12 protein-coding genes and 1 pseudogene are annotated in these 26,202 nt (G+C 62.5%); 7 read left to right on the top strand and 6 right to left on the bottom strand.

Annotation, left to right across the window (positions count from 1 at the left end):
* Together ACFE70_RS08370 and ACFE70_RS08365 are read left to right on the top strand one after the other, a co-directional pair.
* Positions 1-182, top strand: a pseudogene (locus ACFE70_RS08370) (S1/P1 Nuclease); the annotation flags it as partial.
* A gap of 35 nt (positions 183-217) precedes the next feature.
* Positions 218-292, top strand: a complete 75-nt coding sequence (locus ACFE70_RS08365) for a DMT family protein (RefSeq protein WP_375417311.1) — start codon at positions 218-220, stop codon at positions 290-292.
* Between the two features lie 66 nt (positions 293-358).
* Here ACFE70_RS08365 and ACFE70_RS08360 read toward each other — a convergent pair whose 3' ends face one another.
* The gene (locus ACFE70_RS08360) at positions 359-628 is read right to left on the bottom strand and encodes a hypothetical protein (protein WP_375417278.1); all 270 of its coding nucleotides are present in this window, start codon (positions 626-628) and stop codon (positions 359-361) included.
* Between the two features lie 46 nt (positions 629-674).
* Here ACFE70_RS08360 and ACFE70_RS08355 point away from each other — a divergent pair, with 46 nt between their 5' ends.
* The 3 genes from ACFE70_RS08355 to ACFE70_RS08345 all read left to right on the top strand — a co-directional run bounded on the left by ACFE70_RS08355 (position 675) and on the right by ACFE70_RS08345 (position 6,761).
* Positions 675-2,996, top strand: a complete 2,322-nt coding sequence (locus ACFE70_RS08355) for a patatin-like phospholipase family protein (RefSeq protein WP_375417277.1) — start codon at positions 675-677, stop codon at positions 2,994-2,996.
* Positions 2,997-3,845: 849 nt separating this feature from the next.
* Positions 3,846-4,610, top strand: coding sequence for a hypothetical protein (locus ACFE70_RS08350; protein ID WP_375417276.1), 765 nt, complete (start codon positions 3,846-3,848; stop codon positions 4,608-4,610).
* Between the two features lie 54 nt (positions 4,611-4,664).
* A complete protein-coding gene (locus tag ACFE70_RS08345) occupies positions 4,665-6,761 on the top strand; it encodes a T9SS type A sorting domain-containing protein (protein WP_375417275.1) in 2,097 nt (698 codons plus the stop codon).
* Positions 6,762-7,195: 434 nt separating this feature from the next.
* Here the strand turns inward: ACFE70_RS08345 and ACFE70_RS08340 are convergent, their stop codons facing one another.
* The 4 genes from ACFE70_RS08340 to ACFE70_RS08325 form a co-directional block, all read right to left on the bottom strand.
* Positions 7,196-8,194, bottom strand: coding sequence for a family 43 glycosylhydrolase (locus ACFE70_RS08340; protein ID WP_375417274.1), 999 nt, complete (start codon positions 8,192-8,194; stop codon positions 7,196-7,198).
* 39 nt (positions 8,195-8,233) lie between these two features.
* Positions 8,234-9,274 (bottom strand): NAD(P)/FAD-dependent oxidoreductase, encoded by a 1,041-nt coding sequence (locus tag ACFE70_RS08335; RefSeq protein WP_375417273.1) that lies wholly within the window; start codon positions 9,272-9,274, stop codon positions 8,234-8,236.
* Between the two features lie 176 nt (positions 9,275-9,450).
* Positions 9,451-14,268 (bottom strand): beta strand repeat-containing protein, encoded by a 4,818-nt coding sequence (locus ACFE70_RS08330; RefSeq protein ID WP_375417272.1) that lies wholly within the window; start codon positions 14,266-14,268, stop codon positions 9,451-9,453.
* Positions 14,269-14,753: 485 nt separating this feature from the next.
* Entirely contained in the window at positions 14,754-17,633 is a 2,880-nt protein-coding gene (locus tag ACFE70_RS08325) for a 4-alpha-glucanotransferase (protein ID WP_375417271.1), read from the bottom strand.
* 226 nt (positions 17,634-17,859) lie between these two features.
* Between ACFE70_RS08325 and ACFE70_RS08320 the strand changes: the two genes are divergently transcribed.
* Entirely contained in the window at positions 17,860-23,376 is a 5,517-nt protein-coding gene (locus ACFE70_RS08320) for a translocation/assembly module TamB domain-containing protein (protein WP_375417270.1), read from the top strand.
* Between the two features lie 2 nt (positions 23,377-23,378).
* Positions 23,379-25,889: a BamA/TamA family outer membrane protein gene (locus ACFE70_RS08315; protein ID WP_375417269.1), complete on the top strand. Its 2,511-nt coding sequence runs from the start codon at positions 23,379-23,381 to the stop codon at positions 25,887-25,889.
* Here the strand turns inward: ACFE70_RS08315 and ACFE70_RS08310 are convergent.
* On the bottom strand, positions 25,861-26,154 hold the full coding sequence (locus ACFE70_RS08310) for an antitoxin VbhA family protein (RefSeq protein ID WP_375417268.1): 294 nt from the start codon (positions 26,152-26,154) through the stop codon (positions 25,861-25,863). The two genes, ACFE70_RS08315 and ACFE70_RS08310, sit on opposite strands and share 29 nt — an antisense overlap.
* Positions 26,155-26,202: the final 48 nt, after the last annotated feature.

The following is a 26,202-nucleotide window of genomic DNA, read 5'->3' as shown; positions in this document are numbered from 1 at the left end:
TGCGGCTGGCGGCGCGGCTGATTGGCGCGTGCTGGTACTCGGCCTGGGTCGATGCCGGGCAGCCGGATTTAAGCAATCTGCCCAAGCAGCCCTCGGCGGCCGAGAAGCTGCGCCTGGCCGAAGAGGCCAAGCAAGCGGCTTTGGCACCAGCGAGGGGGGTAGGGCCAGGCCACGAGGAGTGATTTACGGCTGATGCAGTGGCACAGCCCCAGTCACGCTGCTGCTCACCATCTCCAACCTGTTTATGACCTTCGCCTGGTACGGGCATTTGCAGTTTCGGAGGCTGACCTGATTCAGCAAATTGGGCTTGGTTGGCGTGATTTTGGTGAGCTGGGCTTGCAATTTTCGAGTACCTGTTTCAGGTGCCGGTCAACCGCATCGGGTTTGAAGAGAATTTGCAGAGAATGGCGGCCCGTTCGGCCTGTTTCCGCCCAAACTCATTCCGGAAGTCATCACGCTCACCGTGTTCACGTTCTGCGCGGTGTTCATCTTCAAAACCGGTAAGCTGGGCTGGAACTACCTCGCTGGCCTTGGCTAGCTCGTGGCCGCTGTTCATATGATTTTCCGCGAGTGGTGAGCCCGGCGCGTGGTTCATTTCCCGCAAGATTTCGCAGGGCGCTGTAGTCATGCCCTGCGAAATCCCGCGTGAAATACTAATTTATATAATTTTATACATGAACAAATTATCAGTTTACAAAACGGCCTTTTGCCTCAGCCTCGCACTTCTCACTTTCCTACCCCCCCTCCGTGCCCAGAAGGTCGGCCTCGTGCTCAGCGGCGGCGGCGCCAAGGGCCTGGCCCACATCGGGGTGCTCAAGCAATTAGAGAAAAACCGCATCCCGATTGACTACATCATCGGCACGAGCATGGGCGCCGTCATCGGCTCGATGTACGCGGCCGGCTACTCGCCCCGCGAGATTGAGGAGATTGTGCTCACGCCGGAATTTCAGAACTGGACGTCGGGCAAGCAGCTGGAAAGCAAGACGTTTAACTACCTCACCGCCGAGCCTTCGCCCTCGGCCCTGCGCCTGGGCGTGGCCATCGACACGGCCCTGAACGTGCACGCCAGCACCCAGCTGGTCAACGACCTGAACCTGAACTTCGCCCTGGCCCGGCTGCTGGCCCCGGCCGGTGCCCGCGCAGGCTACGACTTCGACAAGCTCTTCGTACCCTTTCGGTGTCTGGCGGCCGAGGTCTTCACCCGCAAACAGGTCATTCAGAAATCGGGGCTGATTTCCGACGCCGTGCGCAACTCGATGGCCGTGCCACTGGCCTTCCGGCCCATCCGCAACCTCGATGGCCGCTACCTCTTCGACGGCGGCGTGTACAATAACTTTCCTACCGACGTGATGCGCCAGGAGTTTCAGCCCGATGTGATTATCGGGGTGAATGTGGGCGACGTGGCTTACAAGAAATATCCGTTTAAGAAGGACGACGACCTGCTCACGAGCACCATCCTGTTTTTGGGCGCCAACGTGGCCGACACGCTCAGCGTGGGCCGCAATGGCATTTTTATTCAGCCCAACCTCGACGGCTTCGGCGGCGCCGATTTCGACCAGGTGAAGCCGCTCATCGCCCTCGGCGATACGGCGGCGATGCTGAAAATGGACCTCATCAAGCAGCGCATTGCGCGCCGCGTGGACTCCGTGGACTTGCAGCAGCGGCGGCGCTTGTTTCAGGAAGGCGCCCCTACCCCCCGCTTTACGCAGGTGCGGGTGCAGGGCCTGCGCGAAGACCAGAACGAGTACGCCAGCAAGTTTTTCCGGCGCCAGGGCCGCACCTACACCATTGATGAAATAGAAGAAGGCTACTACCGGCTGGCCGCCGACGACTACTTCGGCAACATCTATCCGCGCATCCGCTACAGCGAAGAGCAGCAGGGCTACGTGTTCTCGGTCGATGCCCAGCGCAACAACAACGTGGCTGCCGAGGTAGGCTTCGTGCTCTCGAACCAGCCGATTGACAACCTGTATTTCGGCCTCGAATACCGCTACCTGCGCCGGCTGCTCTACTCCTTCGGCGGCAACGTGAGCCTGGGGCGCTTCTATAACGGCGCGCAGGGCTCGTTTCGGGTGAACGTGCCGGGCCGGCTGCCCTTCTACGTGGCGCCCGAAATCATCTACAATCAGTGGAACTACCAGAAAACGGGCGGCTTTCTGAGCCGCAACGTGCTCAGCACCCAGGTGCGGCAGCAGGACACCAAGCTGGGCCTGCAAGTGGGCGTGAGCCCCAACTACCGCAGCCGGGTGCTACTCGATGTGAGCGCCTTTTCGACCCGCGACGACTACACCAACTCCGGCGAAATTACGAGCGCGGCGACGCTCGACAAAACCACATTCCGGGGCGGCACGGCGGCCGTGCAGTTTGCCCGCAACACGCTGAATCGCAAGCAGTACGCCACCGGTGGCCTGCGCGTGGTGGCCTCGCTGCGCGGCGTGACGGGCGCGGCCCGCTACACGCCCGGCACGGAATCAATGGTAGAGGCCAATTCCGGCCACAAGCAGTGGCTGCAATTCCGGGCCACGGCCGAGAAATATTTTCCCATCAAGCAGGATGAGCGCCATGCCTGGGGCTACTTTCTGGAGCTGACCGCCAGCGGCCAGGGCACCTTCTCGACGTACCGCTCCAGCCTGACCACGGCGCCGGTGTTCGCGCCGCTGCCCGACGCGCGCACCCTGTTTCTGGACCACTACCGCTCGGCGCGCTACGCCGCGGCCGGCCTGCGCTACACGCGGCCCGTGCTCAACCGCTTCGAGTGGCGCTCGGAGGTGTTCGTGCACGTCACTGCCCAGCCCCTGCGCCAGAACGAGCGCCAGCAGGCCGAGCGCCAGGCTGGCCTGGCGCGCCCCCGCCTGACGGCCAGCACCGGCCTGCTCTTCCAGACGCCCGTTGGGCCGCTGGCCCTGCACGCCCGCTACTATGATGACCCGGCCGCGCGCTTCGGCGTGTACGGGCACCTGGGGTATCTGCTGTTCCGGGGGCGGGCGCTGGAATAAGGGGGGTAGGGAATCAGGAACCCAAGCAGAGAGCCCCTCTGGCGGGCGCTAAATCACCTGCACCAGCTGGTTTGTAAAAAACCAGGCGCAAAGCCTCAAGGAAGCTGTTTAGAAAATTTGAAAAATCAATACTGAACGTCATGCTGCGCTTGCCGAAACATCTCGCCCGCTTCGTCAGGGCTGTTCAACGAAGCGGGCGAGATGCTTCGGCAAGCGCAGCATGACGTTCTTTCAACTTCCTAAACAGCCTCAAGGTGAGGTGGGCTTAGTCATAGAGAAAGACAGGCAAGCACTTTTGCGACCAGGCATTGACAAAGTCGTGCAGGCCCGGCTCCTCCTGCCAGGCCAGCCTAGAGACGCTTGGTATGGTGATATGCCAGTAAGTGGGTTGCTGGCATTAGCCCGACCTATGCCTACCGGACACCATTAAAAGTCTAGTACCTCGAATCAGGGCGTTGGTCCTTCGAAACGGCCGGTTGGTGTATTTGTGCTTGAATAATTAGGATTTAATAAATAAGTTTGAATTACTGCTCTACGAGCAAGACCAGTCTTGCTACTTTCCCCTAGCCTCAACTATAAAACCGCTAACCTCAATTTCAAATTTCGAGTCTTGGGAAGTTATTGGTAGCTGCTCTACCAAATTCACTAAAATCCGGGTTTCGCCAGCACCATCATTGATTGGTAGCAGGGCTAATATAACTACCTGACATAGGTTAGCCCATGAATTTATAAGTTATTTCTGGAGCTTATTAATCCAGCGGCTGATTCAGAAAATAGGTTGTGAAAATAATTTACGTGCGTAGGGGCGCTTCACAGATTTAACTCATTTTCACTCTTTTGCCGCTACTCATGCAAATCCAGAGAGTACTCCCCCACGCACTGCGGACCGGCATCCTACCACTAGCTATAGCGCTGGTCAGCCTAGGCTTGACTGGTTGCGGTGACAATGACAAGGACCCTGACCCCTGCCAGGGGCAGGTGGCCAACCCGCTCAGCATCCGATTCATCGAGGGGCTTAATACGCCTACCCCCGACACGGCCTACAACAATCAGCCGATGGCTTTTCAGGCGCCGGGCAAGCCCTACACGAGCTACGAGTGGCTGCTGGGCCCCATCGACGCGCGCACTGGCCGCAGTATCAGCGTGGCGTTCGACCAGAGTACTCTGGGCAATATTAATGTGCGCCTCATTGCCAAACGTCCCCTCAACACGGCCTGCTTCCCGAAAGACGACGGGGTGGACACGCTCACCAAGCGACTAACGCTGATGCCCTACGGCGATGCACGCGCCCCAATCTATGGTAAGTTTCAGGGGGCTAATCAGGATGCTCCCGCTGACACGTTCAGCGTACGGATTTATTCTGGTCCAGATTGGCAGTATCCTAATAGTCCTGTTCCGCTTAGCTACCTGGTTGGGATTCCGAAAGGATGCCGAGAGCCTTATCGGGATATAAGCTTGACGTGGCGGGGCATCACAGCTACCAGTGGGGGCTGCACCAGCTTTAATGTCAACAAGGGCTATCTGACCACCCGCGACAGCATCCGGCTCGAATATCGGGCGCAAGTATTTCCGACCATCATCGACAGAGTTTTCCTCGGCAAGCGGGTTCGCTAGCCGCTTCTTTCCACCCTATTTTCTTGTTTTATGCGTTTTTCTACCCTTTTCGGGGTGGGGCTGCTCGCTGCATCCCTAACCGGCCCGGCGCAGGCGCTCGCGCAAACCCCATGCCCGCCCGCGGGCATTCGTACCGACCCGGCTAATCCCGCCGACCCAAGTGGAAAAATCAACACCTTCAACTGGTACTACGGCAACTACCAGCCTTCCGTGTACAACGGTAGATTATATACGCTCAACAGTCCCTACCCTGGGGTAGGGCAGGAGTATATTGACTTACCTTGGCTTCAGCCAAGTAATGCGGTTATGGACCGCTTTCAAGGACATATTGACACTCCTGGTGATGGCTGGGAGCTAATTCGGCGCGACCTCGGCTACTTCGATTCGGGTGCTCCTGCTAAAACCACCAACCCGCTGCTAATTATTTATAACCGCCGTACCAGTGTATTGCGCGTGTTCACGGCCGTTGGCGACCCGCAGAACAACTTTCAATTTGCGGAAATTAAGCTAAAGTTTGGTGCGGCAATCTATAAAGCAGCTACGCTCAACCGAATGAGCGCGCTAGGCGTAGCGCTGGAGGATACCGAGCCACGTACCAATCCAGAATTTGTAGCGGCGACCCGTTATCTTAATAGCCGCTCCAGGTGGTTTGTCGCCGACTTCCCGATGGACTACGACCCGTGCATTTGTCAATTCGACTCTAAGCTTGCCATCGAAGTTAATTTAATTACGCAAGCAGATGTCAGGCTGACTGGTAAAACCACTGGCACCTTAATTTCTATGAAGGATGGCGGCGCGAGTACCGCCGTTGGCTCTACGGGCTCTGACATGGATAAAGGCCTTCCATTTATCCGCAAAGTCAACTCTGCGTTGGATGCCGGGGGAAAATCCTACGACAACATTGATAAATTCACGACAAAGATGTCGGACCTGTTTCCCGGCAAGGCCGCTTCGCTGAAATCGCTCAGTGATGCCAGTAAGGCGGGCAGCTTTCTAAAAACCGGCCTTAACTCCCTGCCTTACCTGGGGACCGCCCTGAGTATGCTTGACTTCTTCATGGGTGGGGGACAGGATGCCGGGCCGCAAAGCGTGGTGATGGAGCCGATGACCATCGAGATGAGCACCACCACCACGGGCACTATTACTACCAACAACTGGTACACCAGCTCAACTTTTCAAAATCCTGGCAATCGCCAGCCTAACTCTGTACCGGAAAAAATACCTTTCTACAATGAGGCAATGGGCGTATTCAGCCTGTTGAACAAGCCAGTGATTGAATACAGAACCGTAACAACTAATAGGTATTCCGATAGGTCAAGCACCATTACGCGCTCTTTTCGGCTCGCCAACGATTTGCAGTACGTGATTAACCCGGCCTCCGGGCTGGAGGTGCAGGACTTTAAGGTAGCGATAGTGCTCACTGGTCAGAATGACATTGCACCGATAGTGGAGTTATCGCCGGGAATACCAGCAAGCGGCGATTTTGAAACGCAAGAAGGTCCGGTAGTGGGCGGCGGGCTAGGACGTTACGCTTACCGAAGCAATTACGCCGACGCGGCTTGCATTAAGAACAGCGTGTTTGAGTCGAATGAGTTTGTCAAGGACAGCAACCCTTATTTCAGATTTCAACAAGCCTTCTTGAAGGTGATGCTTAATCTGAAAGTGATTAACGGCACTCCAACGCAGCAGAACGTCTTGTTCGTAGCCCGCTATCCAATAACGCTCACCACTGTATCCAGCTTCCCGGCCTTACCGGCGGCACAGTGCGGGGTATTGCCGCAGGCCAGCGCCAGTGCCATTCGGGCCGTTTGCGACGGCACCAAGTACCGGCAAGCCATTGCACTGGCCCGTCCCGGCCGGCCTACCCCCACGGCCGGCACCAGGCAGTCTGACAAACTCCTGCAAGCTTACCCGAACCCCGCTGCTGGGTTGGTGCGGCTGAGCTACCAGGTGACCCAGCCCGGCCATGTGCGGCTCACGCTGAGCGACGCGCTGGGCCGGAAAGTGCGCACCATAGTGGACCAGCCTCAGGCAGCGGCCGGCACCTTCGAGGCCACGGCCGCGCTCACCGGACTTCGGGCCGGCGTTTACTTCTGCACCCTGCACACAGCCAGCCAGCATGTGGTGGAGAAAATCGTGGTGACGGACTGATAAGAGCATTTCTATCCCTTCACTATGAAGCTGTTCAGAAAGTCCCGAAAAACAATTTAGACCGTCAGGCTGCGCTTGCCGAAGCATCGCTGCTGCTTCGTTGAACGGCTCAAACGAAGTAGTAGCGATGCTTCGGCAAGCGCAGCCTGAGCGAAAATCGATTTCCTAAACAGCTTCTATAAATCCCTACCCCCTGCTACTACGGATACTCCTCGCGGGTCAGCACTTTATTAAGGCAGATGGCAGCCTTGTCACCTTCAGCAGGGGCCAGCGGCGCCGGCGCCACGACCCCAGCATCGTCATCCTGAATGTGTGGGGCATGGGCCCCGCCTCATCAGCTAGCAGCACGCTGCCAGGCCGGGGCTTCAGCTACACAAGGGGGGTAGGGACTTTACGGGAAGTCTGGTTCACTGGAAAGAACGTGTTGGCAGCCATTATCCAGCCAGAACCGGCCCCTCCTTCGCTCCGACCGAGGGCGTACCTCCGGCCACGCGCGGCCAGCCGTCGGCGCCGTACTCCATTTTATCGAGCAGCATCACGCGGCGCGAGTAGCCCTGCTCATCATTGATGGCGTCGAAGGTGGGCTGGCGGCGGTCGATGGCGTGGTAGAAGAGCCAGTCCTGGCCGGCGTCATCCGTGAACAGGGCGTGGTGACCGGGGGCGAGCCAGCGCTCATTCTCCTCTAAAATGAGGCCACAGCCGCCGCGGGCCTGGGCCAGCGTCTGGTAGGGGCCGAGGGCGTGGCGGGCGCGGGCCACGAGCAGGCCGTAGCGGGCATCGGGCCCGCAGCAGTTGTCGCCGGAGTAGAACAGGTAGTACCAGCCGCCGTCGACCTCCGGCCGGTGGCGCACCCAGCTGGCTTCGATGAGGTGGCCGTAGGCGGACGGGTCGGCGGGGGGTAGGGGCTGCACCAGCTCGGTTTCCTGGCTTTCGGGCCGGAAGGAAACCCGGTCAGGCGCCAGCTCGCGCACCCGTATTGGGCCGAAGCCGGAGCCATAAAACAGCCAGCGCCGGCCAGTGGCCGGGTCGTCAAACTGCATGGGGTCGATGTTGAAAAAACCCGTGCCCGGCAGTAGCGGCCGGCCCACATCCACGAAGGGACCGGCGGGGCTGCTGCTGGTCGCCGCGGCTAGGCTCAGGCCCGCGCCGGGCGCGTCGGGCTGGGCCGAGTAATACATGAAATAAGTATCCTCGCGTAGCACCACGTGCGGCGCCCAGAACCGCTGCCCGGCGCGGGCCCAGGCCGGCTTGGCGGGTAGGGCCTCGCCCAGGTGCTCCCACGCTATCAGATTGGCGGAACGGGCCACCTGAAAGTTCAAAACCACGCCCTGCCGCTTGGTCTGGGTAGCGTAGGCGTAGAAGTAGCCGTCCGGCGCCCGCAGGATGCTGGGGTCGGGGAAATCCTCATCGAGAATGGGATTCTGATAGCTCATACCAGTTGATTCGGAGCTGATGATTCCTACCCCCCTCTGCTACCGCGGACACTCCTCGCGGGTCAGCACTTCATTGAGGCAGATAGCGGCTTTGTTGCCCTCGGCGGCGGCCAGCAGCGCCTGCTGGGTGCCGGGCGTGGTATCGCCGGCGGCGTAGAGGCCGGGCACCGTGGTTTCGCACTTGCTGTCGACGCGCACGGCGCCCTTGCTGGTGAGCTGCGCGCCGAGCACCTGAGCCAGTTCGCTGCGCTGCTGCTGGGGCGCGTGCAGAAACAAGGCCGCCCGCGACAGCTGGGTGCCGTCCTCAAATTCAAGGCACTTCAAATCGCCGCTGGCCGAGCCGATGAGGCGGCTCAGCTTGCCCTCGTTCACCTGAATGCCCTCGCGGCGCAGGCGCAGGCGGGCGTGCTGGGTGAGGTGGCCGGGCCCGTCGGTCACCACGAGCACGTCGCGGCTCCAGCGGCTCACCAGCAGGGCCAGGCCCGTGACGGTGCGGCCCCGCCCATACACTGCTAAAGGCTGGTCGCGCACTTCCCAGCCGTGGCAGTAGGGGCAATGCAGCACGCCGCGGCCCCACAGCTCGCGCATCCCGGGCAGCGGCGGCAGCAGGTCGGCCACGCCCGTAGCCAGCAGCACCTTGCGGGCCGTGGCCGCGAATTCCCTACCCCCCCCCGTGTCGCCAACCAGGGCAAACCCCTGACCCTGGCGGGTTATGTCCTTGATTTTAATTTCCCGCAGCTGCACCGTGTCGTAGGGCGCGAGCTGCTCGCGGCCCAGGCGCAGCAGTTCGGCGGGGCGGATGCCGTCGCGGGAAAGAAAGCCGTGGACGGCGGGCGAGGTCTCGTTGCGCGGCGGCCCGCCGTCGCAGACCAGCACCCGGCGGCGGCAGCGGCCCAGCGTGAGGGCGGCGGCCAGACCGGCGCTGCCGGCCCCGACCACCATTACATCGAAGTCAAAGCCCGCGTAGGTGGACGCGCGGCGCGGACGCGGGGCGCGGCCAGCATGGGCTTCGGGCAGGCGGGAGCCGGTTTCCAGGGCCACGGATTCCTGAATGGCGGCAGAGTCGGAGTGGGTGCTCATACAAAATAAACAGGCTTGACCGGCGGGGCGGGAGCGGGCTGCTTCCGACCCGGCAAACGCATACGCAAAAGCCGGCGTTCATCGCTGCGTAATAAGCCAAAAAGCCTCTTTCCGGCCGGAAAGAGGCTTTTTTGAGAGCTGAGAAGCAGGGGCGCCCTGGGGCAATTCCCTACCCCCTACTCTTTGGTGAAACGCTTGACGAGGCGCAGGGCCTGGCCCTGGGCATCGGTTCCGGTCAGCGTGAGCACGTAGGAGCCCGCAGCCAGCTGGCCGACGGCCAGCGGCTGCAGCTGCCCGCCCTGAAGCACGTACTGTCCGGCCCGGCGCCCGCTCAGGTCGGTCAGCAGCACCGTGTAGGGCCGGCTGGCCGGCAGGCCCGTCAGGTCGAGCGTGGCCGGGGCGCCACTGGGCACGGGCACGGGGTAGAGACGGATGGCCAGCAGGGCGGCAGCCTGGCCAAAGCTCACCACGCGCACGGGCGAGTAGGTGCTTCGGCCATCCTGGTCCATCTGCCGCAGGCGGTAGTAGACACTGCCGCTGGCTTTGGCGCCGATGCCGGCATCGGTAAGCGCGTAGCTGGTCGGGCCGGATTTGCTGCCCTGGCCCGCCACCCGCCCCACCTGGGTGTAGGCCGTGCCGTCGAGGCTGCGCTCGATAACAAAGTGGTCGTTATTCTTCTCCGAGGCCGTGGTCCAGCGCAGCACCGCATCCTGCCTAATGGCCTGGGCCACGAAAGCGGTCAGCTCCACCGGCAGCGGGCTGGCCCCAGTGGTGAGCATAATGTCCTGGGTGTTCATGCCGCCGAACAGGTCGAGGGTCGTGATGCGCAGGCTCACCGTGCCGCCCCTGAGCAGGGTGCGGTCGGCCACCGTGAACTGGCCGGAAGCCGGGTCGAAGGCAATGCCCGCGGGCAGGGCGTTGCTGGGGTTGGCCGCCGGGCCGGTGGCAGGCAGCGAGGCCGTGGCCACGCCGTTGCCATCGGGCGCGGGGTCGACAAAGCCGGCGCTAGTGAACTTGCCGCCATTCACGTCAAACACTGAGGCCACCACGTCGCCGTCCTGGTAAGGATTGGCGCCGCCCTTCACGAAGACAACATAGCGCGAGTTGGAGTCCTGGCCCACGGCGATGCTGTACAGGGCCGGCCGGCTGACGGCACCGGCGTTATCCGTGGCCGTGTAGGTGAAGAACACGTTGCCGACAAAGTCCGCAGCCGGGTCGAAGCGCAGGGTTTGCGCCTGCCGCGGCGTCAGGCCCTGCGAGGCGCTGGTAATAGCCGTGTAGATGCCGCCGTTGTCGTAGTAAAGCACCCCCTGGGTAGTGGGATTGGGCAGGGAAGTCAGCTGGAAGCTGGCTACGCTGCCGTCGGCATCCTGGGCGAGCAGCGAGGAAATAAAGAGCTGGCCGGCCGTGTTGCCAGCGTAGGCCTGCACCGCGTTCACGACGCTGGCCACTACCGGCGCCTGGTTGGCCTGGCTGGTTGTCACCGAGGCCGTGTTGTTGGCAGGGTTGCTCTCGTTGTTCGACGCGACGCTGGCCGTGATGACCAGACTGCCCGCTGCGGGCATCACGACGTCAAAAGTGTTGCGCAACTCACCGGCCGCGCCCGGTGCCTGATTGGCAATGGTCTGGAACGTGATGAGGTCGCCGTTCTGCACGCCCCCGCCCGAAATGTTGGTGGCCGTCACGCCCGCCGGCAGCCGCACGGTCTGTAAGACCAAAGAAGTCGCGGTGCCCGGACCGTTGTTGAGCGCCTGCACCGTGTAAGTAATGAGCGCGCCGGGCAGCGCCGCCGCCGGCCCGCTGATGGAGGTCACGATGTCGTAGACAGTAGAGGGCGTAGGCGTAGTAATAGTTACGTTAGCGACGGCGACGTTATTAACAGACGTTCCCGTTTCTGCATTTGACGAGGAAACCGCGGATACCGCGCGGAAGGGGCCCGAAGCAGGGGCGGTCAGGGTAATGGTATAAGACCGGTTATCTATGTTTCTGCCGTTAGTTCTCGCGAAGCCGGTACCGGGCAGCGTGTACACACCGGTCGCCTGAACGTAAGTGGCGCCGGCAGGAATAGCGCTCGTTACAACGGTGCCGGGAGGCAAGTACAATCGCTCAACTACATCAGCAACTGCATTTGCACTACCTACGTAGTTAACTACCAAGGAAATAACGCCGCCAGGAGCTACAGAGGGAGTTGTTGCGCCGAAAGCAGTGGAAATGTCAGCGGCTCCATTGCTGGCAATTGTGTTGGTATTGACCGTGCTGGTGTTATTGGCCGTGTTCGGGTCAGGCATCGTACCAGTCACGGCTGCGGTGCCGACCAGCGCAACACCGGCATTGTTAGGGTTAATGAACGTAGCGTAATTACTAGCAACGGCTCCGCTAGCCAGGTTCGTGTTAGTGAACGTCACTAGGCCGGTGCCGGCATCGTAGCTGCCGTTAGTTGTGACCGTAGTGGTTAATCTAGGCAGCTGAATGGTGGTCGTGGCTGAGGCGGCAACGGAAGGGCCATTGTTAGTGGTTTGAGCCACATAAGTTACTACGCCGCCTGCTGCTGCATTGGCCGGCCCGGCAATCTGCACGGTCAGGTCGGCAGCAGGCGTTACGCTCGTGGTGGTGCTGGCCGAGTTGTTGGCCGAAACGCCATCCGGCGTACTGCTGCTGATAGCGGCAGTAGCCGGGTAGCTGCCCACCGCCGGGGGCGTGAAGCTGACGGTGTAGAGCTGCGAAGTGCCGACCAGGCTGCTGGCCACGGCCGGGAACGTGACTACCCCGGTAGCATTGTTGTAAGTGCCTTCACTGAGCGTCACGCTGCTGGCGCCCAAGCCGGCGGGCAGCTGCACGGTGGGCAGCAGGCCGGCGGCAGCCGCGGGGCCATTATTGGTGAACGTGACGGTGTAGGCCACCGCCTGGCCCAGCGTCACCGAGCTGGGGCCACTGATGGCCGCCACCAGGTCGGCCACGGGCAGCAGGGTTACGCTGGTAGCGGCCACGTTGTCGGCCGGCACGGGGTCGGTGGTCACCAGGGTGGCATCCGTCGAAGTCGCGCCCACCGCCGCGGTGGCTAGCAGCTGGCCACTCCCGTTGGCGGGAGCCGTGAGCTGGATGCTATAGCTCTGCGAGGCGCCGCTGGCCAGCGAGCTGATGGCGGCCAGGCGCAGCAGGCCGGTCTGCGTGTTGTAGGTGGCGCCGCTGGCAAACGTGATGACGCTGCCGTTGAGCGTGCCCGTCTGGCCGCCCACCTGCAGGGTGCTAGTGGTGAAGCCCGGCAGCAGCTGCACCGTTTCCACCACGTTATTGACCGGTGCCGGGCCGGCGTTGGCCGCCACTACGCTCAGCGTGATGCTGGCGCCGGGGCTCACCGTCGGGGCCGAAGCCGAGATGGTAGTGAATAGGTTAGCCACCTTCGCCGAGGAGCTGACGGGGTTGATAGCGACATTCGTAGCCGCGGTGGCCCCGTTGAGGTAGGCCGTGTTGTTGGCCGGGTTCGAGTCGCCGGTGCCGGTCGTGTTGGGCGTCACCGTGGCCGCGGGCGCAAATGCCGTGGTCGGCGCCGCGAAGCTGATGGTGTTGGCCACCGTCTGGCCCGCGCCGAGTGTGCTCAGCGCCGGGAAGGTTACCAGGCCCGAAGTCGAGCTGTAGGTCCCATTGTTGGAAACAAACACGCTGGTCAGGCCCGTAGGCAGTTGCACGGTCTGCCCTACGTTGGCCGAAGAAGCCGGGCCGTTGTTGGTCGTCGTCACGTTCAGCGTCAGCAAGTCGCCCTGCGTCACGGCGGCGGGGCCGGCGATGGTCGTCAGCAGGTCCGTGACCGGCGTCACGGCCGTAGCCTGGGTGGCGGTGTTGTTGGCCGTCAGGCCGTTCTCGCTCGCGCTGGTGCTGGTCGTGGCCGTGGTGGCCGCGAAGTACACGCCCGGCGTGGTGGGCAGCGTGTAGGCATACGTGAACGAGGCGCTGCTGCCGGCAGCCGACGCCACTGTGCCGAAGCTCAGGACGTTGCCCGTCAGCGTGCCGCCGCCGGAGTTGGTCAGCGTGGCGCCGCTCGGGATGATTACCGAGCGCGGCGTAGCCTCCGAGTTATCCGGGCCGTTGTTGCCAAACTGCGCCGTATAGCTGGCCGAAGCACCGGGTAAGGCCGTCGCGGGGCCGGCCGTGAAATTGGCGTACACGTCCGCCTGGGCGCAGAACGTGATGTTCGCAAAGCCCATCGTGTGATTGCGGTCGGTAGTAGTAGCAATGAAGGGCGCAATGTTTTCGTAGGTGATAACCACCCGCTGCACCGGGCTCGGAAAGCTCACCGTCACGTCGCCGGTAGTAGTGCTGACGTTGGCGGCGATGCCCGTGATAGCATTCAACTTCAACGCCGGGTCGCTGGTGGCGGTGGCCCCGCTGCCAGTGCCCACAAACTTGTTTTTGATGTTGAGGCCGGGCCCGGAAATGTTAGCCGGCTGCAAGTCGATGGCCGTGCCGCCCACCGCCGTTGCGTAGGCGTCGAAGGTCAGGCGGTCAATAAAGTCGTTGGTGCCGGCGGTAATATCCCGGTCGATGTCGGTCAGCGTCAGCGTCAGGTTGCTCACTGGGCGGCTGAACTCAAACACGACCGAAGCCACGTCCGAGGTCGGGCCGCCGCCAATCACATTGCGCTGCCACACCAGAAACTTGCCCGTATTGGCCAGGGCCGCGTTGGCGCCCACGGCAAACGTGTTGGTAGTAGCCGGCGTGGTGGCCGTATAGTTGGTATAAGCCACGCTGGTGCCGGGCGTGCCAGCGCTGAGCTTATCCGACGAACCCACCGTCTGACGGGTGCCGTCGGCCACACTGCTGTAGTTGAAGTTTACCGTCTGGTTGCAGGTTTGGGCCAGCGCCGCCGGGCTGCCGCCAAGCAGCAGGCCCACGCCCCAGACGGCCGCTGCCAGCGGGGCGGCCTGACGGCTGGTCCGCCGCGCCCAAGGCACCAAGCCGTGTTTGATAGCGTGCAGAGCGTGTAAGGTGTTTATCATAAAAAATGAGGAAAGAGTAAGCCGTGGTGTAATTTTATTGATAATTAGTTTATTTTAAATAAGAGGAAGCTTGATACAAACCGCCACCCTGACAAATTAAAAAGACTCATCAGCAAGCCGCGGCGACGAAGAGCCATCAATAACATAAACTTTTACTAAGCCCCCAAAAGTACTATTTAATTCTTAGTGGCTTCGTTATAATTTCGGCGAATATACGTGATTTATCGACCAACGCGCCTTCATAAAAGTGCTCTCAAACTGCTCTAAAGGGAATAACGCATCAATTTAAGTGTTCATCGTGGCTACCCGGCCGAATATCCATTATGCACAAGTTGCTAATTTTTATAATTAAAATACAATAACATCCTCCAATTTTTTTGACCTCACCGAGTCCGAAATATTTGAAGCGCCTTAGTAGCCTGAGTGCTCAAAGAAAAAGCCCCACGCTGGTGGGGCTTTTTGAATTTATACTAGCTGAGCTTACTTTAGCCAGGCTGCCCCCGGCCCGCTTCTTCGAGCAGCGCCCGTAGCGGCTCATTAAAGCCAACGGCCTCAACCAGCTCCTCCAGCGGCAGGTGCAGGCGGTACTTCCAGAAGTGGGTCGGGTTGCCGGGCACGTTGATGTGCTCGTCGTGCGGGTTGGCGCGGCGCAGGCCGTAGTCCATCGCCAGCAAATCCTGGAGCGGCAAAATAACCCACATCGCCGGTGAGTTCAGATGCTGGCTGATGATTTCGCGCGCCACCCAGGGCTCGCAGTAGAACGGCGCTACCTGGCGCGGGTGCCCCAGCATGGTTTCGTAGAAGCGCTGGGTGCGCACCCGGTCTTCCTCCCACCAGCCGCGGATGGTGCTCATGTCGTGCGAGCCGGTCGTGACCACCGACAGGTAGGGCGCCCTGGCCGGGTGGCCGAACTCGGTGGCCGGGTCCGAGGGCATCCGCTGAATGTGCAGGCTGAGCATTCCGAGCTGGCGCATCACGCCGGGCACCGAGGCCGGCACCATGCCCAGGTCTTCGCCAGCGATGAGCATGTTGGTAGCGTAGCGCACGGGCGGCAGCTTCACCAGGCCCTGCTCGCGCCAGAACTCCTCGTGACGGCGAAAGAAGAAGTCGACGTAGATGTCGTCGTAGAGGCGGCGGCGGGCTTCGTCGCCGTCCAGCTCCCGGAACGAGTAGGTTTTGTTGAGCGTGATGCGCGGGTGGTAGAAATCATGGCCGGCGGGCACGAACAGCACCTCGTTAACGAGCTTGAAGAGGTTGGTTTGCAGCCAGGCGAAGTAGCTGGCGTGCTCGGGCTCGGCCGCTGCTTTGCCCTGAATGTAGGTTTCAAGCTGCCGCTGGGTGCGCACGTGCTCGCGCAGGCGGATGGCGCCGTGGCCGGCATCTTCCATATACTCCTCAAACACCGACTGCGCGTCGTGGCCCAGCAAGTCCTGGAGCATGTGCCAGCGGATGTAGGGTTCGCAGAGGCGGCCGTAGTCGAACCAGCCCAGGCGGCGCCGGATTTCGTCGCGGTGCAGGGGTAGGGCCGGGGCGAAGTGCCCCAGCAGGCCCTCGACCGAGTGGCCCGGAATCTCCCAGATGCGAAAAAAGCCCAGGATGTGGTCGATGCGCAGCGCGTCGAAGTAGCGGGCCAGGTGGCCCAGGCGCTGCTTCCACCACTGGTAGCCGTCCTGGGCCATGCGCTCCCAGTTGTAGGTCGGAAAGCGCCAGTTCTGGCCCGTCGTGCTGAAGTCATCGGGCGGGGCGCCGGCCTGGGCGTCCATATGGTACAGCTCCGGCTGGGTCCAGGCATCGACGGAGTGGCGGTAGATGCCGATGGGCAAGTCACCTTTCAGCACCACGCCCTTCGCGCGGCCGTAATCCACCGCTTCGCGCAGCTGCTTATCGAGGTGAAACTGGGTGAAGAAATGCAGGCCGAACTCGTCGAAGTCGGGGGCGGTTTCGGCGGTCAGCTCAGCCAGGTTTTGCGGCGTCTGAAACTCGGCCGGCCAAAGCGAGAAGTCGGCGGTGCCGAACCGGTCGCGCAAGGCGGAAAAAGCCGCGTAGGGCACCAGCCAGCCGGCCTGCTCCCGGCGGAACTGCTGAAACGCTGGGTCGGCCAGCAGCAGCTTTTTCTCCTGCTGATACAGCTTTTTAAGGAAGCGCCACTTGGCCACCATCACCGGCTCGTAATCCACGAAATCCTTGGCGTTCAGCTCCTCGCGCAAGTGGTCCAGCGCCAGCTGGTCGGCGGCGCTTTGCAAATTCCCTACCCCCTCCAGATTCAGGTATTGCGGGTGCAGGGCAAAGACGGAGATGGCGGCGTAGGGATAAGAATCGACCCAGGTGTGGGTGGCCGTGGTGTCGTTGATGGGCAAGACCTGCACCAGCTTCATACCCGTGAGCACGGCCCAGTCAATGAGCAGCTTGAGGTCGGGAAACTCGCCCACGCCCAGGCCTTTTTCCGAGCGCAGCGCAAACACCGGCAAGGCCACGCCCGCCCCGCGCCAGGCCGTATCGTACTGAAAGCGCTCGTCGTGCAGGATGCGCAGGCTTGGCGCCGCCGAGGGGGGGTAGGGAATCGGCGCCAGCGTGCGGTCCTCACCCCGTTCGAGAAACTCAACCTCCTTTTCGACGGTGTTCCAGAGCGCGTACTTGTAGCGCAAGGTTTCGGTGGGCGCTTGCAGGCTGATTTCGGCTTCCCAGGTCGGGTAGTTTCTGTCGGATAGAAGCAGCGGGCTGCCATTATCCCAACTGCCCAGCGCCGGGTCGGAGCCCAGCACGCAGATGACCTGGTGGGGCAGCACCCGCGGGGCGGCCAGGGCGAAGCGGATGGTGGCTTCCCCGGCAACCCCATCCCCTAGCCCCTTCCCCGATGGGGAAGGGGGACTAGTTCTAGCTCTAGTTTCTAGTTTAAATTCGGAGCCAGAGCTAGCAGCTAGTCCCCCTTCCCCATCGGGGAAGGGGCTAGGGGATGGGGTTGCGGCAAAGGAGCTAGGGGATGGGGTTAGCGGGGCCGCCCGCCGAAACAGCACCTGCGTAAACGCGTTCGTGAACAGCTCATGCTCTTCCTGCACGGGTGGGCGCCAGTAGTCGTTCAGCTCGATGCGGGCGGGGCGGGGGGGTAGGGCAAGCGTGCGGTTGGGGCCCCACTCCCACTGCTGGCTTTGGTCGTGGTTTTCGAGCAGCACGTACTTATACGTCAGCTCGGCGGCCGAATCAGCGGCGGGCAGCTTGATTTCGGCGCTCCAGCGGGTTGTGGCTTCGTCGTAGCTCAGGGGCAGGGATTGGGCCAGCTGCCAGGCGCCGAGCGCGGCGGCGGAGCCGCACACGGCCAGGCGCTGGCCAGGGGTGGTGCGGTAGGGCAGGGAAAAACGAATGGTCATGGGTGGATGGCGGGGCCGGAGATGGGGCCGAAAGATAGTGCGCCCAGCGACGAGCCGGAAAAAGAGCGCATTAAGTCTTACCTTAATGGCACTGAAACCAGAAAAAACAGCGTTTACACGCCCCCAGCGACGACCGGCCGGCCGCCGCGGCTTAACCTCACCCGCTGGTTTGCGTTACGCCCTCATCCCCTAGCCTTTCCGCGCCATTAGCTCCCTACCCCCCTTTTTGCGCCGCCTGCTCTACGGAGTGCTCGGCTTGCTGGCCCTGGTGCTGCTGCTCGTGGTGGTAGCGGTCGTGGCCCTGCAATTTCCGGCCACGCAGGATTTTATTGCCCGCAAGGGCGAAAGCTACCTCCGCGACAAGCTTAAAACCGAAGTGCGCATCGGCCGCTTCCGGACCGATTTCCGCCACGCCATCAACCTGGACAATGTTTATCTGGCTGACCAGCAGCGCGACACGCTGCTCGCCGTGGGCCACCTGGGCGTGAGCATTGATATCTGGAAGCTCGCCCAAAGCCAGATTAACATCTCGGACGTGGAGCTGAACGACGGCCGCGTGCGCCTGACCCGCACCGCGCCCGACAGCGTGAATAACTACGACTTCATTATCAATGCCTTTTCTGACCCCACGGCGCCCGTGGACACCACGACCTCGAGCCTGAGATACAACATTGGTAAAGCGCGGCTGACCAACATCTACTTCACGCAGGACGACCAAATTGCCGGCTCTGACCTGCGGGCGCGCCTGGGCGAGCTGGCCGTGACGATGGACGAAGTGGACGTGGACAAGTCCATCTATAAGGTGGATAACGCCACGCTGCGCCGGGCCAGCATTGCGATGGTGCAAACCAAAACCGCCCCGGAGCTGGATGACAACAAGCCCACCGAGCCGCTCACGCTCCAGTTTGGCCTGAACCGCGCCACGCTGGAAACGGTGGCCTTCACGTATAAAAACACGCCGGCGGCGCAGTTTATCAACACCCGCATCGGGCAGGCGGAAGTGACGGCGCGCAACATCGACCTGCCCAACGCGCGGGTTGATTTAACCAAGCTGACTTTGAAAAACACCTCGTTCGCGTATTCGCAAAACGAGAACGTGCCCGTAGCCCAGCGCGTGGTCAATCCGGCCGAGGCTGTGCGCACCCTGAACGAGTCAGCCAGGAAAGCCAAGGCCGCGACCAGCGCTGAGCCCCTGCGCTGGCGCGTAACCTTAGCGCAGTCCGACATCAGCGGCGTGGACGTGGCCTTCGACAACTTCGATGAGCCGCGGCAAAAAACGAGGCTGCCGGCCCTGGATTACAACCATCTGAAGTTCACAGATTTAATTCTAAATACTCACAACTTCAGCTTTTCGGGAAACCGCACCACGGCGCAGGTCGATAACCTGGCCGGCCGGGAGCAGAGCGGGTTTCGGATTGACAAGTGGCAGGCCAATGTAGTGTATGACTCGGTGCAAATCCGGCTCGACAGCCTGGACTTGATTACGCCGCACACCCGCATCCGGCGTACCCTGGCCATTGGCTTTCAGGACCTGGCCACGCTGGCCGAAGACCGCAACCTGCCCAACCTGAAGCTGGAAGGCGACCTGCGCAACGTGCGCCTGGGCTTCCGCGACATCCTCTACCTGGCGCCGGACCTCATCAGCACGCCGCCGTTCACGACGGGTGCCAACCAGTCCATTCTGCTGAGCGGGCAGATTGCCGGGCGGCTGGGCGACTTCCAGGTGCGCAACCTGGAGTTCGTGGGCTTGCGCAACACGCAGCTGCTGGCCAGCGGGCGCATCCGCGGCCTGCCCAATACCGACAACCGCCTCGTGGCCGACCTCAACATCTGCCGCTTTAACACCACGGAAGCGGATTTGCGCAGCGTCCTACCCCCCGGTACCATCCCCAAGGCCACGCGCATCGGCAGCGTGGCGCTCAGCGGGCGGGTGCAGGGCAGCCTGGGTGATTTCCGGGTGCAGAACCTGAATTTTCGCGGCCTGGGCAACACGCAGCTGGCCGCCAGCGGGCGCATTCGCGGCTTGCCAAATGTTGATGAGCGGCTGTTTGCCGATTTGAACATCGCTCGGTTCAGCACCACGGCGGCGGATTTGCGCGGCGTCCTACCCCCCGGTACGCTGCCGGCCGGCTACCAGCTGCCGGCCGTGCTCAGCGTGAACGGCACCTTCAGCGGGCAGCCCACCGCCCTGCGCTTCAACACCAACCTGCGGCTGGCGTCGAGCTTTGGCAACGCGGCGGCCAACGTGCGCATGGCGCCCGGCCCCAAGGGGCAGGAGCCGGTGACGGGCACCTTCGCGGTGCAGAACTTCAACGTGGGCAAGCTCATCGGCGACCCGACCATCGGGCGGGTGACGGCGACCGGACAGCTCAACGCCCGCGGGCTGACGCCGGAAAGTATGCGCGGGCAGCTGGCTGCCACGGTGCAGAGCGCGCAGTACAACGGCTACACCTACCGCAACGTGCAAGCCACTGTGGGCATCGACCGGCAGCGCTACGACATCAAGGCCAGCAGCGCCGGCGACCCCAACCTGAACCTGGATTTGGCGGCCGTCGTGAACCTGCGCGACGCCAAAAACCCGAGCTACGAGCTGACCTCGCTCAACGTGCGCGGCGCCAACCTGACGGCGCTGGGCTTCTACACCGGCGGCGATTTGCGGGTGCAGGGCGATTTGAATGCCAACTTCGCCGGCGCCGATTTGAACTCGCTCAACGGCACGTTCAGCGGCAGCCGGGTAGTGATAGTGCGCGACAATCAGCCGTTTGCCTTCGACTCCCTGAGTGGGCGCATCACGCAGACGGCCGACCGGGCGACGGTTGCTTTCAACTCGACCTTGCTCGCCGCCAACCTCGATGGCAACGTGCATTTGGGCGATTTGGCGCCGGAGCTGCAACAGCACATCGACCGCTACTTTGACTTGCCGGGAGTGCGCTACGTGGCCAGCTCGGCTAATCGACGTTTCACGTATTCCTTAAAGCTGAAGGATACGCGCCTGGCCACCAAGCTCGTGCCGGGCCTCACGCGCATCTCGCCCTTCACGCTGGCCGGCGACTACGACCGGCAGGCGGCCCGCCTCACGGCGAAAACGGACATTCGCATCATTCGCTACCAGAACTACCGGCTCGACTCGCTGCGGCTCGACGTAAACTCCGACCCGCGCAAGCTGGATTATGCGCTGCGGCTGGCCCAGGCCGCGCAGGACACCACGCTGCGACTGCGGCAGCCCAGCGTGATTGGCAACGTGGCTGATAATAAGATTTTTGCGCGGGCCGCTATTCTCGGCGATTCACTCGACCGCGAGCGGCTGGCACTGGCCGGCACGTTGTCGGTGGTGAATCAGCGCCAGGCTAGCGCCTACGAGTTCGTGGCGGCGGCCGAGCAGATTATCAACTATGAAAACTGGTCGGCGGGCACGAACAACTTCGTGCGCTACAACCCCGATGGCAGCATCGTGGCCAACAACCTGCGCCTGACCAACGGCCGCAGCACCCTGGCCGTGCAAAGCCAAGACCCGCAAGCCAACAACTCACCCTTGCTCGTGCGCTTCGAGCAGTTTGATTTGGCCGAGCTGGCGCGGGCCGTGGAGCAGCAGGACTCGCTCATTGCCGGCACCCTCAATGGGCAGGCCGAACTGCGCGGGCTGGGCACGAAGCAGCAGGCGCTTACGGCTAATTTGACCATCAGCCAGCTTATCTTCCAAAAAGCCCTGATTGGCGACCTCGCCCTGCAAGCCCGCAACCCGGTCGCCAACCGCTACGACATCGAAGCCCGCCTGACGGGTGGCGGGGTGAGCACGGCCGGCGGCCCTACCCCCCCCGGCAACGACGTACGCGCCACGGGCTCCTACACCGCGGCCGGCAACAACCCCCTCCAGTTTCGGGTCGAAGTCGGGCGGCTGAACCTAAAAACCGCTGAGCCGTTTTCGGCCGGGCAGCTCAGCCAGACGGCCGGCTTTCTGAGCGGAACGCTGGCCGTGGCCGGCACCGCCGCCGCGCCCCAGATTCGCGGCACGCTCACGACTTCGAGCGACGCGGCCTTCATTGTGCCGCAGCTCGGGGCGCCGTTTCGGCTGCCGAACCAGCGCCTGACGTTTGACGAGCGCGGGCTGGCTTTCCGGGATTTTACGGTGCTGGACTCGGCCGGCAACCGGGCCGTGGCCAATGGCTACCTGCTGACGCGCAACTTCATCGACTACAACTTCGACTTGCGCGCCACGACCAACAACTTTCTGGCCGTGCGCAGCACCCGCAAAAACAACCCACTCTACTACGGCCGGCTGGTGCTGGACTCGGACACGCGCCTGACCGGGCCACTCACGCTTATCAAAGTAGATACCGATGTGACCGTGGCGCGCGGCTCGGATCTGACGGTGGAGTCGCCGACCGGCGACCCGTCGGCCGTGGAGCGCGAGGGCATCGTCAAGTTTATTGACAAGAGCGCCCCGCTCGACACGGCCCTGGCCCGGCAGCTGGCCTTGGACACGGTGCGCACCGGCACGACTGGCTACGACATCACGGCCCGCGTCAAAATCACCCAGCAAACACCCTTCACGCTCATTATTGACCCGGCTTCGGGCGACAACTTGCGGGTGCGGGCTAATGGGCAGCTGACGACAACCATCGACCCGAGCGGCGCCATCACCCTCGACGGAACGCTGGCGGTGGCGCGCGGCTCCTACCGCCTCTCACTCTATGGGCTGACCTCGCGCGAGTTTACCATCCGCCGCGGCTCGTCCCTGACCTGGACCGGCGACCCCTACAATGCCGACCTGAATCTGACCGCCATCTACAAGGTCAAGGCCGCGCCGGCCGAGCTGCTCGCCGGTCAGGGCTCCGACAATACGGAAACCCAAAGTCTCGCCCGCAACACCTTGCCCTTCAACGTGCTGATTAACGTGACCGGCCAGCTCGCCAAGCCGACCATCGGCTTCGATATCACGCTGCCCGAAGACCAGCGCACCCCTTTGTACGGTGAAATTGATGCCAAGCTGGGGCAGCTGCGCCAGCCCAACCAAACTTCGGAGCAGAGCAAGCAGGTATTCTCGCTTCTGGTATTGGGCCGCTTCGTGCAGCAGAACCCGTTCCAGACTAGTGCGGGCGAGAGCTTCGTGGCCTCGCAGCTGCGCGGCTCGGTCAGCTCGGTGCTCACCGACCAGCTCAACAACCTGACCGGCAAGTACCTGGCCGGCCTGGGCATTGACCTGGGCGTGACCAACCAGGCCGTGTACGGCGCCGACGGCGGCACTGGCTCGCGCACCGACCTGAACGTGGCCGTGCGCCGGCAGCTGCTGAATAACCGCCTCACCGTGCGCCTGGGCACCGACGTGCCGCTTGCGGGCGGCAGTGGCGGCAGCGGCACCCAGGCCACGCAGGGCGCCAACGCGGCCAGCAACTTCGCCGGCGACGTGAGCCTGGAATACACGCTGCTGCGCGATGGCCGCCTGCGCCTGCGCGCCTTCCGCCAGAACGCCTACGAGGACATCGACGGCCCCATCGTGCGCACCGGCGCCTCGCTGGTGTATCAGCGCGAGTATAACAACCTGGCGCAGCTCTTCGAGAAGGTGAGCGAAAACGTGAAGGAGCGCCGCCGTGAGGCCCGCAAGGAGGAAAAGCAGGACCAGAAACAGCAGGACCAGCAAGACCAGCAGGCCCAGGACTCGGCTTCGACGGTGATGCTGCCCCTGCGCCGCGACACGCTGAGCCGGACGGCCAGGCCGGCACCAGCGGCGGGTAAAAAGAACTGATAATGAACTGGATTACCGCTTACAAATTCCCTACCCCCCCCCTTGCTGACCAAGCCGCCAAGTGGCCCGGTCCGACCGGCGGTCGTCTAATTTATCGGAATGACCGGCCTGACAGCGGCGCACCCGACTGCCGATTGAGCCGGACCGCCTGGCGGCGCCAGGCAATTAGCGGTATTGCCACGTTATCTTTTCTGGCGCTCTCCTCCTGCTCCGGGCTGCGCTACATCCCTGAGAATGAGAAGCTCTACACCGGCACCGCGGTCAAAATCAACTACCCCGCCAAGCAGAAGCCCAAGAACGCGGACGTGCTGCAAACCGAGCTGGAAAGCGTGGTGCGGCCCGCCCCCAACTTCTCCTTTCTGGGGCTGCGGCCCAAGCTCTACTTCTGGCACCTGGGGGTAGGGAAAGAGAAAGGCATCGGCAAGTTTCTGGCCGACAAGCTGGGCGAGCCGCCGGTGCTGCTGAGCCAGGTGCAGATTCAGCCGACCAAAGATTTGATGGTCAACCGGCTTCAGAACCGGGGCTACTTCCGGGCGGCGGTGACGCACGAGGTAAAAACCCAGGACAAGACCGCCCAGGTGAACTACACGGCCAACACGGCCCAGGTCTATAAAATCAAGGAAGTTAACTTCCCGGCCGGCGACTCGGCCGTGCTGGCGGCCATTCGCGGCACGCAGGGGGGTAGCCTTTTGAAAGTCGGCGACCCTTACGACTTGAACGTGCTGACCCAGGAGCGGGTGCGCATCGACGCAGTATTAAAAAATCAGGGCTTTCACTACTTCACGCCCGATTTGCTCTTGTTTGAAGTCGACAGCACGCTGCGCGACCAGGTGACGATGGACGTGCGGGTGAAGGGCGCCTCACCGGCGCGGGCGCTGCGGCCCTACTTCCTCGATGAGGTGACCTTGAACACGAACTACGTGCTCACGGACACGACCACGCGCCCCCCCATTCGCTTCCGCGGCTACCGCTACCTGCCCGATGAAACCATGTTCCGGGCGCGGGCCATCACGGGGGCGGTTTTTCTCTTCCCCGACAGCCTGTTTCGGCAGCGGCGGCGCGACCAGACGCTCTCGCGCCTGATGAGCCTGGGCACGTTCCGCTTCGTCGATATCCGCTTCAACCCGGCGGCGGCCGGCGACTCGGCCGGCCGCGCCCGCCTCGACGCTGTGGTGCGCATGACGCAGCTCAAGAAGAAGAGCCTGCGGGCTGAATTGCAGTACGTTACGAAGACGAGTGAATTCACCGGGCCGGGCCTGGTGATAAGCTTCCGCAACCGCTCGGCCTTACGCGGGGCCGAGCAGCTGCTCATCAATGGCACGGCGGCCTACGAGATTCAGACCCGCCCGCCGAGCGGCAACGAGTCGCGCAACAACTCCGGCGCCATCTCGACGCAGCTCGGCATCAACGCCCAGCTGATTGTGCCGCGGCTCATTACGCCCAAGCTGCCGCTGCTCGACGTGCGGCTGCCCAGCTCCGACTTTCAGCCCCGCACCACTTTTGGCGCGGGTATCCGCTACGTTACCCGGACGGGCTACTTCAGCACCTCTAACATCAATCTCAACTACGGCTACAGCTGGAAAACGCGCATCACCAACGAGCAGGAGCTGCGCCCGATTGACATAACCTACGGCACGTTCGCGAGCACGCCGGCCTTCGACACGGTGCTGGCCAAGAGGCCTTTTCTGGCAAACTCGTTTCAGCAGCAGTTCATTCTGGGCACCAGCTACCGCTACACCTACAACCAGCAGGTGCTGGAGCAGCGCCGCCAGCAGATTTTCTTTCAGGGCCAGCTTGAGGGCAGCGGCAACCTGGCGGCAGCGCTGAGCAACCTCTCGGGCGCCCAAAAAATCACGAACGAGGCCGGCTTTGGCTCCTACACGCTGTTCGGCCAGCAGTTTTCGCAGTACACCAAGCTTGATTTGGAGCTGCGCGAATACTACCGCCTCTCGGCCAATCCGGCGGTGGGCAACCGCCTCGTGGCGCGGCTGCAGGCCGGCATCGGCCTGCCCTACGGCAACTCGCGGGTCTTGCCCTACCTGCGCCAGTACGGCATCGGCGGGCCCAACTCCATCCGGGCGTTTGCCGCCCGGCAGCTTGGCCCCGGCACCTACCGCCCCGAGGGCAGCACTATCGTCAACAACTACTATGACCAGGTCGGCGACCTGCGCCTGGAAGGCAACGTGGAGTACCGCCAAGATTTATTTCCCTACGTGAAGGGCGCCGTGTTCGTGGACGCGGGCAACATCTGGCTCGTCAACCCCGACCCCAGCCGCCCGACTACCGACGAAAACGGCCAGCCTGACGGCCGCAACGGGCAGTTCAAGCCCAGCACCTTCTTCAAGGAGCTGGCCGTGGGGGCGGGGGTAGGGCTGCGCATCGACGTGCAGTTTTTCGTCATCCGCTTCGACTACGCCTTCCCGCTACGGGCGCCCTACGGCAAGCCCCTGGACCAGAACGGCAAGCCCGACACCGCCGGCCGGCTCAACCTGGCCATTGGCTATCCGTTTTAGCGTCGGTGGGCAGCCGCCGGGCCCATAGCTCCGCTTCCTGGCTCAGCGAGCCGACGCCGTAGAAATCAGTGAAGGCTTCCTGCCGGCTTAGCTCGCCGCGCAGGTAGCGCTCCAGCTGCCAGTGGGCGCGGGCGGGCAGCCGGTGGCCATCGAAGCGTAAGCTGAGCAGAAGATTCTCCACTTCCCGCACCCGCTGGGCGCGGCCGGGGTCGGTGGATGAGGCGTGGCTCTGCGGATTCCAGCTGGCAAGAAATTGGTCGTCCATGACGGAAGCAGCCCTAAAAACCGGCTGAAAGGTAGCCGGATTGGCGCC

Origin of the sequence: uncultured Hymenobacter sp., from assembly GCF_964243305.1 — a bacterium.
Classification (GTDB): domain Bacteria; phylum Bacteroidota; class Bacteroidia; order Cytophagales; family Hymenobacteraceae; genus Hymenobacter.
The sequence above is the reverse complement of the archived record's forward strand: the minus strand, read 5'-3'. Positions and strand labels throughout refer to the sequence as shown.